The sequence below is a fragment of the Desulfomarina sp. genome, assembly GCF_054039375.1.
The window spans coordinates 13,590-29,133 of record NZ_JBPLBA010000175.1; the positions used below are offsets into that span (position 1 = coordinate 13,590).

A 15,544-nucleotide genomic window follows, 5' to 3' on the forward strand; every position below is an offset into this window, starting at 1 on the left:
TCCAGGCAGGTAAATCAGTCCAGGTTATCCCCCCCTGCACTATTCCTCTTTCCTGTGAGTATCATTGAACCAGAAAAAGGTTCAAAAAACCGACAATCATTTGTCCTGTTTCAGAGACAACATAAAATCCCGCCACACCGGAGCAGCGGCAGTCCCTCCACTTTCCCCGCGGCCAAGACTCCTGTTGTGATCATTCCCGAGCCAGACACCGCTGGTCAGTTTCCCATCATAACCGATAAACCAGGCGTCACGATAATCGTTTGAAGTCCCGGTTTTTCCGCCACGTGCACCCGGAACAGAACCGACCCGCCGACCTGTCCCACTCCTGATCACCTCGGCCAGCATGGACTGCATCTGATGCAGTTCTCTAGCGGACATGACTTTTCGTCGATGTCGCCCATCCGAAAAACGGCGGACTTGACCATCCGTCATAACAATCTTATCGATAAAAACAGGAGGTGAACTTGTGCCGTTTCCGGCAAAAACGGTATAGGCGGCGGTCATTTCCAGCAATGAAACATCCCCGGCACCAAGGGCCAGAGAGAGATCGGCCGGCATTGCTGAAGTTATGCCGGCTTTTTCAGCAAAGGCCAGAACACTCTTTACTCCTGTTTTCTGCAGCAACCTCACCGCCGCCGCATTATAAGAATACGCCAGAGCTGTTCTCAGGGTAACCCTGCCATGATACTTTCCGGAATAATTGCCCGGACGCCACAGTTTTCCATTCCGCCCCCTGATTGATACAGGGGAATCATCAATAACTGAATCCGGTGCCCATCCTTTCTGCAGTGCTGTTGCATACACAAAAGGTTTGAAAGTGGATCCGGCGGGCCTCCTCGCCTGGGTTGCCCGGTCAAAAGGGGATCTGGTAAAATCAATACCACCGACAACAGCCCGCACCCTGCCACTGGCCGTCTCAATGACCACCAGGGCGCCCTGGGGCGGAACCGCACCCTTTCGACCTGACTTTTTCTGCCGTTTCAGGGAGTTTCTCACTCCCCTTTTAAGGGCCTTTGCCGCTTTATCCTCCATCCTGCTGTCCAGATTCGTGTAGATATGGGCTCCAGCCTGCTGAAGCGGCATCCTGAGTACAGCCCTGGCCCGTTTCTTCACAACCTGCAGATAATACTTATCTGCCGAAGAAATAACATGACGTCTTTTTCTGAGGTGCACCGGGGCAAGATAAGCGTTTCTGGCAGCTCCAGCACTGACATAGCCGTCTGCCGCCATCCTGTTGAGGACATACCTCTGCCTTTTTACAGCTCTTTGCAGGTGACTAAAAAGGGAGTACCGGCTTGGTGCCTGGGGCAGACCTGCCAGAAGGGCACATTCTCCCAATGTAAGCTGAGACGCGGGTTTATCAAAATAGGTTCTGGCTGCCGCTTCCACGCCAAAAGCCCCTTCTCCGAGATAAATCTGGTTCAGATAGATATAGAGGATTTCTTCCTTACTGAGCAGCCTGTCAATTCTCCAGGCCAATACAGCCTCTTTGAATTTTCTCACATAGGTTTTTTCTGGAGTAAGCAGCAATGATTTTGCCACCTGCTGTGTAATCGTGGATCCCCCCTGCCCCCTGCCTCCTTTACGAAAATTATTGACCGCCGCCCTGAAAACCGAAACAATATCCAGGCCGGAATGCTCAAAAAAACGTCCATCCTCCGCGGCAACAAACGCCTTCGGCAGGTAAGGTGACATGGCTGATAGAGGTATGACCGTTCTGTTTTCAACAAACATCCGGTCAACAACCCTGCCATAGCGATCATAGATCAAGGTTGCCTGTGACGGCTGATAATTCGCCACATTGCGGATATCCGGGATATGAAGACTGACCAGAATATACAGTAATCCTCCAAGAAACAGGGTCTGAAAAAAACAGACCACCAGGAAAAAGGAAAAAATATGCTTCTCATTGTAAACCTTTTTTCGAATCCTGGTTTTTCGTGTCGGAGGCCTGCGATCTGTTTTCTTTTTTTTGGTTACCACTATTGATGTACTGATTGTTATGTTTTAACGTAATTGCTCACAGACACCCGGCTTCTCATGGTCTCTTCTTCCCGCACAGGCAGGCTATAGCGGACAGGAAAATCTGTGGCAGATGATCAATTGCAGCCTGGAAATAAACTGAATCCTACCATTTCATCCTTAACTATCAACAGGAATTACCTTTCATCATGTCAAAAATTCGCATTCTCCCGGAGCAACTGGCAAATCAGATAGCAGCGGGAGAGGTGGTGGAACGGCCGGCTTCCGTAGTCAAGGAACTGGTGGAAAACAGCCTTGATGCCGGAGCCAACCGTATAGAGATTGAAATAGAAAGCGGCGGCACCAGGCTGATACGGGTGATCGACAACGGCGAAGGTATGGACGAGGATGATATTCTTCTGAGCATTGAGCGACACGGCACCTCGAAAATTGCTGCTGAAAAAGATCTTCTGGCCATAACAACTCTCGGATTCAGAGGCGAAGCCATCCCGTCCATCGGTTCAGTCTCCCGTCTCACCATTATCTCCCGCCCCCGCGGAAAAGAGCTTGGCACCCGTGTCCTGGTGAATTACGGCAAACTGCTCGAAGTTATTGAATGCGGCAGCCGCTATGGCAGCTCCTTTGAAGTACGAAATCTTTTCGGCAAAACCCCGGCCAGACGAAAATTCCTCAAAACGCAACGTACAGAGCTGGCCCATATAGATGAAACAGTTAAAAATTATGCCCTCTGCTCACCTGACATCACCTTTATTCTAAGAATTAACGACCGGGAAACATTACATTTGAGCAATACATTGTCTCCCCGGCAACGTCTCTCCCGGATCATTAATTACCGGGGAGACTTCCTGGAAATCGATTACTGCCAGGGCCATTCACATGTACAGGGCTTTCTTGTTCCACCGGACAGGCTGTCCACAGGACCGTCAAAACTGCGTGTTTTCGTCAACAACCGGGCTATCAGAGACAGGATGGTGGTCCATGGTGCAGCTGAAGGTCTCAGAAGTTTTCTCATGAAAGGAAAAAACCCGGCCGGTTTCATTCACCTGACCCTGCCCGCGGAAGAGGTCGACGTGAATGTCCACCCGGCAAAACAGGAAGTCCGGTTTCGCCATAGTGCTGATGTGCACAAAATGATCAGCGACGGTGTGGCCATTGCCATGGAAAAAGAGCAGAATCGCCTGCGAGCCCGGGTTTTCGGCGGTGAACGACGTAACGATCCCACCCGTATTCCTTTTGAGGCGGAAGAGAGGAAAATTCCCGAATCCCGTGAATCATTTCATATGGAGTCCCTCCCTTTCACCCGCGTTGAAAAAGTAAATGGCCATGAGCCGGATATTCCACCGAGGGAAGGTAGTTTAATCACAACCTCCGAACCCGTCCCAAACCAGCAATTCCCTGATGAAAAAACTCCTGCAGACAACGGTGCAACCCCAGGGAACGATGGTCATAATCTTAGAATTATAGGCCAGTATGATGATCTTTTTATTTTCTGTAAAAACAGGGAAGGGCTGCTGGTCATTGACCAGCATGCAGCCCATGAACGCCTTCTCTATGAAAAACTGAAAAATCAATATATGGCAAACCGGATAGCCAGACAGAATCTTTTATTTCCCGAAACTGTCGAACTGTCGCCGGCCCAAATTCAGCTCGTTGAAAAACATGGGGAACAGATTGAGAAAATGGGATTTTCCATTCGTGAATTCGGGGGCAACTCCTATATCATCTCTGCCGTTCCTGCATTTGCTGTAAGCATCAATCCGGCAGCCCTGTTCAATGATATTCTTGAACAGTTCGGGGGAGAAGAAAAAGGAGGAGGACTGGTTGATACAATTCTTGCAACCATGGCCTGTAAAGCTGCCGTCAAGGCAGGTACTGAACTTTCAGAGCCGGAAATCAAGAACCTGCTGGATGAAATGGCGGCCGCCAATCTCTTTTCCCATTGTCCCCATGGCAGACCCGTGGTGAAACAATTCAGCACGTCGGAGGTAAAAAAATGGTTTCACAGGACATAACCTTCGGCAGGCAATTTTTTTTTTCATTCTCTGCCTGCTTTTACTTCTTCTCGCGGGATGCGCCAGACCTCCTGTTGCCAGAATAATGGAAACAACCGCGTATTGCGGCTGCTCATCGTGCTGCGGCTGGGAAAGGGGCAGTTACCGTTACCTGAAACTCGATTTCTGGAATAAATATGTGAGCCATGGTCCGGGAGCCGGCAGACCGTACAGCGGAAAAACAGCGTGGGGCACATTCCCGCGGGAACCGGAAGAAGGGCTCTTTTCCATGGATTCACTCTACCGCCCCTGGATGATTCCTGTACGAATACTTCTTTTTCCCTGGTATCTGTTGCCACATGACGGTACTATTGCCGCAGATACCCGTTATTATCCTTTCGGAACACGGATGTATGTCCCCAATTACGGATGGGGCAGGGTCGAAGACAGGGGAAGTGCCATTAAAGGGAAGTCCAGGATCGACCTCTACTTTGATTCCCACAGTGACGCCCTGGCCTGGGGAAGGCGCAGGGTCCGGGTTATTATTGAAAAATAAGGCTCAAAGAGCCAGGACAAACTCTTCCTTCAGTATAATTTATGACAGCAAAACCATCTTTGACAATAATCGGCGGCGGACTTGCCGGCTGTGAAGCAGCCTGGCAGGCGGCAAACAGGGACTGCAGCGTGACACTCTTTGACATGAAACCACACACCTTCAGCCCCGCCCACAACAGTGACGCCCTGGCTGAACTTGTCTGCAGCAACTCTTTCAGGTCCAACGACCTCCATTCCGCCGTCGGCCTGCTGAAGGAAGAAATGCGGCGATGCAACTCCATTATCATGGCTACAGCCGAAGAAACAGCCGTTCCCGCCGGCAAGGCCCTGGCTGTTGACCGGGAGCAGTTTGCAGGAAAAATCACCGAGGAAATAGAAAACCACCCCCTTATCGAAATCAACCGACAAGAAATAACCAGAATACCTGAAAAATCTGCTTCTATAACCATTCTGGCTACTGGACCGCTGACCAGTGAACCACTGGCTCAATCCCTGGCGGAACTGACCGGCAGAAAACGTCTGGCATTTTATGATGCTATAGCCCCCATTGTCTATGCCGAATCTCTGGATATGAACATCATCTACTGTAAATCACGCTATGACGACGGACCGGGCGATTACCTGAACTGCCCCATGGACAGGGAAACCTATCTTCAGTTTATAAAAGAACTGGCAAACGGGAAAACCGTTCCCCTCAAAACGTTCGAGAAAGCAAAATATTTTGAGGGGTGCCTGCCGGTGGAGATCATTCTCTCCCGCGGAGAGGATACCCTCCGCTATGGCCCCATGAAACCGGTAGGTCTGGAAGACCCGAAAACAGGGAAAATCCCCTATGCAGCAGTCCAGCTTCGAAAGGAAAACAGGGAGGGAACAACTTATAACATGGTTGGTTTTCAGACCAAACTCACCTACGGGGAACAGAAACGGATTTTTCGCATGATTCCCGGCATGGAAAAGGCCGAATTCGCCAGATACGGCTCCATTCACCGTAACACGTTTGTCTGCGCTCCGGAGCTCCTGGAACCTACCCTGCAGTTTAAAAAACGATCGGATCTGCTGCTTGCCGGCCAGCTTTCCGGGGTTGAAGGCTATATTGAATCAGCTGCCATGGGAATGCTGGCGGGTATAAACGGAGCCCGTCTTTCTTCAGGACATTCTCCGGTCATCCCCCCTCCGGAGACTGCCCTGGGAGCACTTATCAATCACTTGACAAAGAGTGACGCAGAAAAATTTCAACCCTCCAATGTTAATTTCGGTCTGTTTCCGCCGTGGGAGAAAAAAGTCCCGAAAAAACTGCGACCGAAACTGCGTGCCCAAACCGGCCTGGCTGAACTGGAACACTGGATGGAGAAAGAGAGTATATAATTATTCAACCTGAAACCGTGTCGAAATGCTAAGAAAAGTTCTTCTTGTAGATGATGATCCCATTTTGCTGACGGCAATGGAGGCGGGACTCTCGACCTTTCGTCATTCCTTTGAAGTCATCACGGCAAATGACGGTTTTGAAGCAGTCAAAATCCTGGAGGAAACTGCCGTTTCCCTGGTTGTTATCGATCTTGTCATGGTTCGGATGGACGGGATCAGTCTTTTACAGCATGTCCGTGAACACTACCCTGATATCTCTGTAATAATCATATCAGCAATGGAAAAGAAAGTGATGCAGGAACTGGCATCGGGTGATGATATTGCCGGTTATCTGTCAAAACCTTTTGATATCAGCAGCCTAAGCCAGATGATCCTCACTCCCCTCAAGGATGAAGCCAGGGACGGCATCATGCATAATATTACCCCGGCTGTTTTTCTCCAGCTCATGGAAATGGATGCAAAAACCTGTACAATCCGAATCCTTGATAAAATGTCGCCGGGGGGAGGGATACTCTATTTTCTCGATGGAAATCTACTGGATGTACGTATCGGCAGACAGACAGGAATCGAGGCCGCCTACACACTTTTTACCTGGGACGAAGTCACTATCTTTATTAAAAATTCATGTGCCCCCCGCACCAACAATATCAACAGTGGTCTGCAGCCGATAATTATGAAGGCCGCCGGAATGAAAGACGAATCACATGTAACAGTTTTCGCCCGGGAAGACCCCGAGGATACCTCTGGAAATCCGGCGTTGCCATTGCTGAAAAAACTCTCCCAATACTGCGAAGACGGCCTTCTTCCCTTGCATAACAGGGCGACCACGGCTTTGGAACAGATGATAAAGCTGGGCGAAGATTATGGCTTTGGCCGTTTCCGGGCTGGATACCTGAAAAATGAAGGCAAAAATGATAGAGTGATCATAGCGGAAAAGCAACCGGTAATGCTCACGGTTAAAACTTCCACAGAAAAAAAGAAAATTGACAGTTTTTTTTCTGATTCCAAACGAAAACAGAAATAACCTATTTACCGTATGCAGTTATCACCTGCTGAAGTTCAACACCTGTCAGAACATTATCGAACTCGATGTGGAGAGAATACTCGTTTCCGATAAGGTCATGGCCACGGACTGCCAGCACCATACCACTCCTTCTAAATGATTTCCCGGAAATATCAAAGGAAACCTGTACCTTCTTTTTCAACAGTGCTGAAGCCTTTTCCTTCTTTGATACATGCAGAGTAAACGAGACTCCTCCTCTTGAGATATCCAGTAATTCTCCTTTAACCCGTGCACCAATTACAGAACCACTCTCGGTAAGAATGGCAACTGTGATTCTCCCTGAAATAATCTTCCTGTTATATTGTCTTCGTGATCTTTTTGTTGTTCTGAACACAGTCTCAGGCGCCTGGAAACCGTTGCAGTAAGTGAGCAGCCTTGATTCAAGACCAGGATAATTCTCATTCAGAGCAGTGAGGCTGGAGCGGGTCAGTAACGACAACCCGGCCCCTCTGCTCCTGGCGTTCATAGTCCAGACAGAGCTTTCAAAAAAAGATTCCGCACCAAAAATTTCCCCCTGGCCCAGGGTTTTCAAAATCATCTCCCTCCCCTGGCTGCGGGCAAATAGCTGTACCCTGCCACCGTTAACAAAAAACAGTACGGCAAGATCCTGTCCCTGCTCCGCTATGATTTCCCCCTCGGAATAATTTTTCGTTTCCATTGCATGATAGAGAGCAGCAAACTCTTCTCTGGTAAGGAAATCTGTAAGTTTCTGCCAGATGGCGATATATTCCTTACTGATGGAACTGCTTTTTTCCTCCTCTATAATTTCTGCAGCCTGGATAATGGCCGTGATAGCCATTGAATCAATCTCCATCAACCATTCACGGAATTTTTCAGCCAGATCGAACCTTTTTTTACCTGCAGCTGTTTTGATCTGTTGCAGAAGGGCTGCAATGGCCTCATCCTTCTTCCCCTGATCCAGAAATGTCCGTATTTTTCCACTTTCAGGTAGTGTTTTCCAGTTGTTGCTGACTGTTTCCCGGCCAGGACCTTCGGTATCATCAGATCTTCTTTTACCTTCATCCTCTTCAGGAGAAAAACTGCCGCTACTGCTCTCACCACCTTTTCCCAATTGCTTCAATGACTGACTGGCCGCTTCAGCAACCTCACGATCGCTGTCTCCGACACGCTCGATGACATCCCCCAGAGCTTGCGCTGCCCCGGCATACATGCAGTACTCGAGGGTTCTGCAGATAAAGAGCAGGAGTGTTCTCCCCTCTTTACTCCAAAGTTCTTTTTCCTCTTTCAGCAGGGAAACCAGAACCTGCCCCACTTCGGCATCGGCAAAAGGGACAAGCTCCCTGACAATTGCGGGTTTTACGGGGGTCTCCACCTCTACCAGCATTTTTAAAAGTATTTTTCTGCAGATCCTGCCATCTGATATCTTTTGCCGGACATTATCACAACCATTTTGTATTTTCTCGAGCTGTTCCGTTGAACACATGGTTACAATCACATGACCGACGGGGGTTGAACAGATATAATACAACCCTTTATCGTATCTAAATTCTGCAGACAACGGTTTATCAAATTCGGCAATGATCCTGTTCCAGACCGTTTTTTTCCTTGGAGGTAAGATCTTGTTATCAGCAGAATCAAGAAAAAGAATTTCCCCATGCAGGGAAAGAAGAGCCACCTCCAGCACCGAATCAAGACGCGATATATTTTTCAGAAACGTAAGCATGCAATATATAATAATTTCTGATTACGTATGAAACTCAGCCTGTTATTTGTGAGCCTGGGGATTGGGCCTGTTTTGTCAGGCGTATTTCAAAAATCACATTAGACTGATTATAAAATGACCTGGACTGACACTTTTTCATTTGAATTCCTTATCAATTGAGATTTCCAGTGATTTTTGACCGTAGGCTAGCCTGATCAAACAGGCACATCCACAATTTGGCTGAGTTTCATGGGTAATCAAGTAATCATTTGTTACTACTCACAGGATTACAGTTCAGAGGTCGATGTCGTAAACTTAAGCGATGAGCCCCATTCTGCTTCGTCCGAGGGACGCCATAAACCCGTCCCTGGCTGCAGACACCCTCGGCCAAGGTCAGAATGGGACTTTCCCGATCCATCTTGTCCTTAAGTTTACGACATTGGTTCAGGGGTAATAAAATCACAGAGTTGCTACCCCTGTGACCAATTACGTTTATTCACACGCCAAAGGCTGCTCCACAAATCCCCAGAAAGGATAATCAGTCCGGTAAGCGGCAATAACACCGGGTGAATGTTCCCTGCTCGCTATCAGCTCAAGAAGATATTTTTTTTCTGTTCCACCATTTTTTAATGAAGACGGGTAAAAAACCATGGCGTTGTCCGCACTGTATTCAATATCTCCCGATCCTTTAAAAATACCAAGATGGGGATCCTGAAAATAATCCCCATCCGTTGTTCTTGCCAGTTCAGAAATAACCAGAAACGCGACTTGAGATTCATCGCGTATCGCTTCCAGCTGACGCAGCCATGCATCTATACCACTCTTTTTTTCAGTAATTCCTCTAAACGGTAATTTATGCAGGCTGTCAACAACAATAACCATATGCTCAGTGCCGCTTTCCTGGCGAATAAAATCAATATGACGCCGCATGGTATCCGGGGTCAGCTTTCTATCATTGATAACACGCAGAAAAAAAAGCATTTCCCTGAATGTTACATTGGCGCTGTCATACTGTTTTTTCTCTTGCTCTGTATAGCTGCCTTTCATAATTTCAGCAACAGACAATCTACTTAACCTGCTGAAAAGGCGCTGATATATCTTCTGTCTGCCATTCTCAAAATCGTAGTAAAGAACCGGAACGCGGTTATGCGCCATATGGGAGGATATCTGGATCATCAGTGTTGATTTACCCACCTTGGGAGCACCGCCAATCACATTTATGCCATGTATACCACCGAGAATTTGATCAAAACAGGCGAATCCGGAAGAAAACCTGCGGCAGTCACCCATCCGCTCTCTGGATAAACCGTCAAGGAAGAGTTCATATTCCCGGGCCGGGGAAACAAAGGGTGAAAATGCCCTGGCCTTTTTCACCATACGTCCGACTGCGGCCCTGAACTGCTCTGAGGACTTCTCCGCCAACCTGAAGAGGGAATACTTCCCGGGGGAATGTTCTTCCCAGGACAGGATTCTTGCCCTGAACCCTATACCGGTAGCTAGTGTCCGCGCAGCCAGTGCTGATTCCGGGCTGTTGACGGGAACAATAAAGACAGTGCGAAGCCGTTCGAAAAGTTCAGGGTCAAGATTTTCAAATTCACGATAATGGGAAACGGCCACTCCGGGAAACCCGAGTTGCTTCAGAGTGAGCAGATTTCTTTCACCTTCACAGACAAACAGCACCCCCTGCTCACAACGTTTAATATCCCTGAGATTAAAAAGATTATACGGCTCCCGGCTGAACTGTTCATTCCCATGCCAGAAATAATCTTCAGGATTGTCAGGAAATTCGCATCGGGCAGAATAACAGTTGCCGTCTTCCTGAAAACGGGGATAAACAATATATCGACCATTGAATCCTACTTCCAGCTCTTTTAAAGTCGAAGCAGAAATACCGGCCTTACTGAAAATTCCGCTGACTGCCGGTGAAAGCCTGTCCTGATATTTCCTGATATCATCATTGATATTCTCCACAGGATATCCCCGCAGACCGATTAACGGGAAATCCGGCAGATCCGGATCAAACCCCGGCACTTCAGAAGGAGCTATCGAGGCAATCCTGGCAAACCACATGGGAAACCCGGCAGGAACACAGCGATTCAGACAACGGAAATAACCAAAAAATGAACTCTCAGGGTTAAGGAAAACGATGATTGTACCTTTTTTCAGTCCCCGCTTTGAACAGAAAGGGCATGGACCGCTGAAAATACCATCGTCCCGATATTCTCCATGCAGGTATGAATGATAAAAACGAACAATGGCTCCATCATCACCTTTGATCATAAACTACTCCACGATCTCTGACTCTTGACCGGATTGCTCGATTATTTTTTGAATATGGACAGAATCCAGTTCGGTATCAAAACAGACATGCACGGAAAAATCACTTTCCGGTCCGGGAACTTCTTTCGCAGCGAGGATATCACCTTCAAGAACAACGTTTCCGGAAGGTTCTGGCTCGAAAGACAAGGTAACTCTCACTTTTCTGCCTAAAATCAACCGTGCATTTTTCTTTTTCGAAATCCGCTGAAGATAAGAAATCCCACCGGCAGAAATATCAATGAGTTCACCCCGGACCCTGATGCCACTGCTCATCCCCCGGCTGTCAAGCAACAGGACTTCCGCACGGCCGGAAAGCATGTACCGTTCATGCTGACGACGGTCATGGGATGATTTTCTGACCACGTCAGCAGTGCTTTCAAACCTGCTGCAAAAATCTCTCAATCGGGATTCCAGGGCCGGATATTCATCCTGCCAACGAGTCGTTTTTTCAAATTTGAGAATTGAAATTTCGCTCATACCCACACTGACCACGGAAATCGTCCAGACAGAGGCGTCGAAAAATGCTCCGGCACCGATAATCTCCCCGGCCCCCAGGGTTTTCAACAAAACCCTGTCCTCACCATCATCATAATACAGTTTTACTTTTCCTGAATTAATAAAATAGAGGGCGTTCTGCAGGGTTCCCTGGTGCACTATGACTTCTTCATTTCTGATCTTCTTATGGTGTAGAGAGTGATAAAATTCACTGAACTCCTCTGTTGTCAGAAAATCATAAAGATCACTCCATATTTCAAGGTGCTCCCGGTCAATGGCTGCCGCTTTTTCCTCAGCAATTATTTCAGCCGCCGCAATAATATCAGTTAAAGCAGTGCTATCAATTTCAATAAGCCAGTCTCTCAGTTTCTCCGCCTGAACAAATTTCTTCATTCTGGCCATGTGTCGGATAAATTCAACCAGCTTCTTTCGTGCTGTTTCACTCTCACCCTGGTCAAGAAGGCTCCTGATGGCAGCTTCCTCCTGTAAACCGGTAATAATGTTCAAACCCGGCGGAAGGCCCTTTTTCCAGACTGTCTGCCTGATGGCCTTTTTCCTCAGTTGGGTTGCCTGAATATGCTTCTTTTTAAACATCTCCTGATCTTTTTCCAGGAAACGTAACACTTTTTCAGCCTCATTTTTTACCTGGCTCGATAGTTTTCTTCCCGAACGACGCTTGAAAACACTGACAAAATTACGGACGGATTTCAGTGCAACAGTGCTGGAACATCGTCCCAGTGTATCCAGAATCTGCAGGAGCAGTGCATTGCGGTTCTTCTCACTGAACAATTCAAAGCTGTTCAGCAGTTCTGCCAGTTGTCCCGCGACTTCTGCATCACAGAATCGTCCAAGAACCTTAATAATCTGAACCTTTATGAGTTCCGAGGAATCATCAAGAGCCGTGAGCAACAGTTTTTTTCTCTTCTCACCACCAATTTTATACAGGCAAATCAGAGCCTCACGTTGAACCCTGAAATCTTCATGATTCAGATAGGTAAGAACCGATTCGGCATCCTCCTCTCCACCTGTTTCCGCCAGCAGCTTCACCAGATTCCGTTTTCCATACCATGGCATATGTTCCTGGAGGCGCCCATGCACAATCTCCGGAACAAACCTGCTGTCATAGGTCAGAAGATCTATAATTTTAAATCGATGCTCCGCATTCTGCGACATTATCAGCGATTCAACAAGAAACTGCAGAGCTACCGGTCCCTGGAAAACCAGCCTGTAACCGGCTTCTTTATTTTCCGGATTGAAAAGACAGGTGTTAAGCAACTCAGGAAGACTGCTTCTCCTGATATTTCTGTCCTGGATATTGGCCACTATTGACCGTATTTTTTCAGATTTCACTATTTTTTCAGTCCGTACTTCATGAAAAAAGGTGAGAATTTCATCCCCAAGACTTTCCCTGCCATCTTTCCAGCATTGCTGCATAACCAATTCAAGAAGAAGGACCACCCGCTCAAACGGCTCATCACTGTTTTCAGTTTTTTTCACCCAGGCGAGCAGAGCTCTCAGTAAATGTTCTGAAAAACGACAATGACCGTCTACCAGAAGAATTTCAACAGCAGCTACAGCGGAGCTCAGAAGCTTCGGTCCGCCGCTGATCCGTATTTCTTCGGCCAGAAATTCTACAACTTGTTCTAGATGATCTGAATCGTTTCTTGCCTTTAATTCCCGAATAACACCAGGTAATGCCTCCAGAACTTCCACACTTTTCAGAGAAGCAGTGTTTCCTGCCAGCAGTCGCTCTATTCCGGCTTCCACACGCCGCTTTTTTCTTTCTTCCTCTCCTTTTTCGATTATCTCTTTTGCTTTTTCCGTCGCCAGGTACTGTCTACCCTTCTCCGTAGCCAGAAGCTGTTCCAGCATTTTCTCCACCAGGGCAGAAGAAGCATCACCTTGCCGGTGCTGCAACCTGGCCACCTGACCCCTGAAAAGAGAGATAACTCTGCCAAAAGACTCGACAGACATACATTTGAGGAGTGCCCTGTAGAAACTTTCACCAAACCCTTCCGGATATTCCTGGCTCAACAGGACACAGAGAGTCGCTTCCCTTAGATTTTCGGTCAGTATCACCGCCAGTCGATGTGCGGCATCATCCAGAGAATCCCTGTCAAACAGATTCTGAACATCCTGAAGCAACCTGGGAAACAGGGCTGTTCTCCCCACGCCTTTTTTCTTCTTCAGTTCTTTTAGAATATGTCCTGTCGCAGCAACGAGTATTTCCACTCCTCTTTCCATATCTGAAAAACTCTCAGCCAGTCTTTCTGCTGCAGCAGGATGTCTTTTATTGCCCAAAAGAGCGGAAAGGAGTTCGGCATCAACTTTTAATACTTTTTTCCCCCTTGACTGAACCAGACTTTCGTCGGGTTCTCCCGCTTCTTCCTCGACCGGTTCCGGAAAATAACCGGCAAGCCCGAGACTTGTAATATATTCAATACCACCGCCGGCCTGCATGATTTTATCCTTTCCGGCATTGAAGACTGAAAGAATCTGGCTGAAGGCAAACCGATCCATTGAAGGCGCAAGAGAAAGCCGGGAAACAGTAAGAAGAACCATCTGTCTGTAGACAACAAGATTGGAAAAAGAAGAGAGAATCTCCTCGTCAAGCGGCAATCCACAGAGAAAAGGTACCTCCTCTTTCAACATAATATCCAGCGTTCCAAAATTTCGAAGAAACTCCCGGATTTTCTTATACCCGATATCCACAGCATTGGTTACCTGCGGTGCTGTTGGAGGATAGAGGCGGGCTGTAACAAGAGCATTATTAAATGCCCGCAGAGCCATCACACCGTTTTCCTGCAGTTCTTTCTGTTTCATTCTTTTTTCCCGTTATACTGTCTTGGCGGCAGTCCTCCAGAATACCGTAAAAAATTTACATTCTCAGCATCTGCTGAATCCGTAAGCGGCCAATGGTGATGTGGCAATGCATCCGATCAATGATTTCATACTGATTTTTCTTTTTATTTTCAAAACATTACACGAAAAACAATCACAAAGGTAATTGATCACAGGGGCAGAAACTCTGTGATTTTATTATCTCTGAACTGCTCACAAAACCTTCACGGATTCAGGAGTGAATCAAAACTCGGGCCTCCAATCCTGCAATGAGCAGGTTTGCCGGAAAGACTCAGCGGGCACCCACCCGGAAAAGAACAGTTTTTATTGTTTTAAATATGACGAGTAAATCAAGAGCAATTGACAGATTTTTCATATAATACAGATCATATTCTAGTTTTTTCAACGCATCTTCTTCAGATGCACCGTAAGGATAACAGACCTGTGCCCATCCTGTTACACCTGGTTTCAATTCATGACGAATAGCATAAAAAGGAATAACCTCCATCAGTCTGTCAACAAACACCTGTCTTTCAGGTCGCGGGCCAACAAGACTCATTTCCCCGCGCAGAACATTGAAAAGCTGAGGCAACTCATCTATGCGCAATTTGCGTATGACTTTTCCGACCCTGGTCACCCTGTCATCATTCTCCTGAGCCCAGACCGCTCCATTTTTCTCAGCGTCAACGCCCATTGAGCGAAACTTGATTACATTGAATTCCTTGTTCTTAAACCCAACCCGTTTCTGCAGGTAAAAAACGGGCCCCGGAGATTCAAGCTTGATGAGAAGAGCGGTCAGTATTAGAATCGGCAGACTGCAGAATAACAGAATTAAAGACAGGGAAATATCTATCATTCGTTTCACCTGACACTTCCACCTGCTTAAACTGAATCCGTCAGAAAAAATAATCCAGCTTGGCGCCAGCTTTTCCACAAGTATCTTCCCTGTGATACGTTCATAAAATGTAACACCATTTTCAATTGGAATACCGTGTATTTTGTAGTCAAGCAAAGTGTTAATCGGCATAACTCCTCTTCGATCATCCAGAGCAATGATAACCCGCTCAATTTCATGATCATCTTCCAATTCTTCAACTTTTGCAAGCTCCGGAAAAACAGGGGCCTGATTCGGGTTGAATTCTGGTTCCGACTCACCAATAAAACTGATTATTTTATAAATTGAATCATGAACACCTTCAATTTCCCGGGCAATATCTGAAGCAAAATCTCCTGTGCCGACAATAATGACGCACTGGACAAACAATCTCT

The 15,544-nt window shown here is 47.2% G+C and carries 9 protein-coding genes; 4 read left to right on the forward strand and 5 right to left on the reverse strand.

All coding sequences use genetic code 11. The annotated features are described in order from the left end of the window. Window positions 1-96: 96 nt before the first annotated feature. Window positions 97-1,983 carry a penicillin-binding protein 1A gene (locus tag ACXLDX_RS10390; protein ID WP_457577115.1) on the reverse strand — a complete coding sequence of 629 codons (1,887 nt, stop codon included), beginning with the start codon at window positions 1,981-1,983 and terminating at the stop codon, window positions 97-99. A 188-nt stretch (window positions 1,984-2,171) separates the two neighbouring features. Between ACXLDX_RS10390 and mutL the strand changes: the two genes are divergently transcribed. From mutL to ACXLDX_RS10410, 4 genes are all read left to right on the forward strand, one after another. Beyond that, window positions 2,172-3,995, forward strand: a complete 1,824-nt coding sequence (gene mutL, locus ACXLDX_RS10395) for a DNA mismatch repair endonuclease MutL (RefSeq protein WP_457577116.1) — start codon at window positions 2,172-2,174, stop codon at window positions 3,993-3,995. 85 nt (window positions 3,996-4,080) lie between these two features. Continuing rightward, window positions 4,081-4,530 (forward strand): 3D domain-containing protein, encoded by a 450-nt coding sequence (locus tag ACXLDX_RS10400; protein WP_457577117.1) that lies wholly within the window; start codon window positions 4,081-4,083, stop codon window positions 4,528-4,530. A 41-nt stretch (window positions 4,531-4,571) separates the two neighbouring features. Further along, window positions 4,572-5,894 (forward strand): methylenetetrahydrofolate--tRNA-(uracil(54)-C(5))-methyltransferase (FADH(2)-oxidizing) TrmFO, encoded by a 1,323-nt coding sequence (trmFO, locus tag ACXLDX_RS10405; protein ID WP_457577118.1) that lies wholly within the window; start codon window positions 4,572-4,574, stop codon window positions 5,892-5,894. 25 nt (window positions 5,895-5,919) lie between these two features. Further along, window positions 5,920-6,918, forward strand: a complete 999-nt coding sequence (locus ACXLDX_RS10410) for a response regulator (RefSeq protein ID WP_457577119.1) — start codon at window positions 5,920-5,922, stop codon at window positions 6,916-6,918. A 1-nt stretch (window position 6,919) separates the two neighbouring features. Here the strand turns inward: ACXLDX_RS10410 and ACXLDX_RS10415 are convergent, their stop codons facing one another. The 4 genes from ACXLDX_RS10415 to ACXLDX_RS10430 all read right to left on the reverse strand — a co-directional run. Next, window positions 6,920-8,641, reverse strand: coding sequence for a Crp/Fnr family transcriptional regulator (locus ACXLDX_RS10415; protein WP_457577120.1), 1,722 nt, complete (start codon window positions 8,639-8,641; stop codon window positions 6,920-6,922). A 471-nt stretch (window positions 8,642-9,112) separates the two neighbouring features. Continuing rightward, window positions 9,113-10,900: a DnaB-like helicase C-terminal domain-containing protein gene (locus tag ACXLDX_RS10420; RefSeq protein WP_457577121.1), complete on the reverse strand. Its 1,788-nt coding sequence runs from the start codon at window positions 10,898-10,900 to the stop codon at window positions 9,113-9,115. 3 nt (window positions 10,901-10,903) lie between these two features. Then, on the reverse strand, window positions 10,904-14,257 hold the full coding sequence (locus tag ACXLDX_RS10425; protein ID WP_457577122.1) for a cyclic nucleotide-binding domain-containing protein: 3,354 nt from the start codon (window positions 14,255-14,257) through the stop codon (window positions 10,904-10,906). 310 nt (window positions 14,258-14,567) lie between these two features. After that, on the reverse strand, window positions 14,568-15,544 hold a 977-nt coding region (locus ACXLDX_RS10430; RefSeq protein WP_457577123.1), incomplete at its 5' end, for a TIGR03013 family XrtA/PEP-CTERM system glycosyltransferase.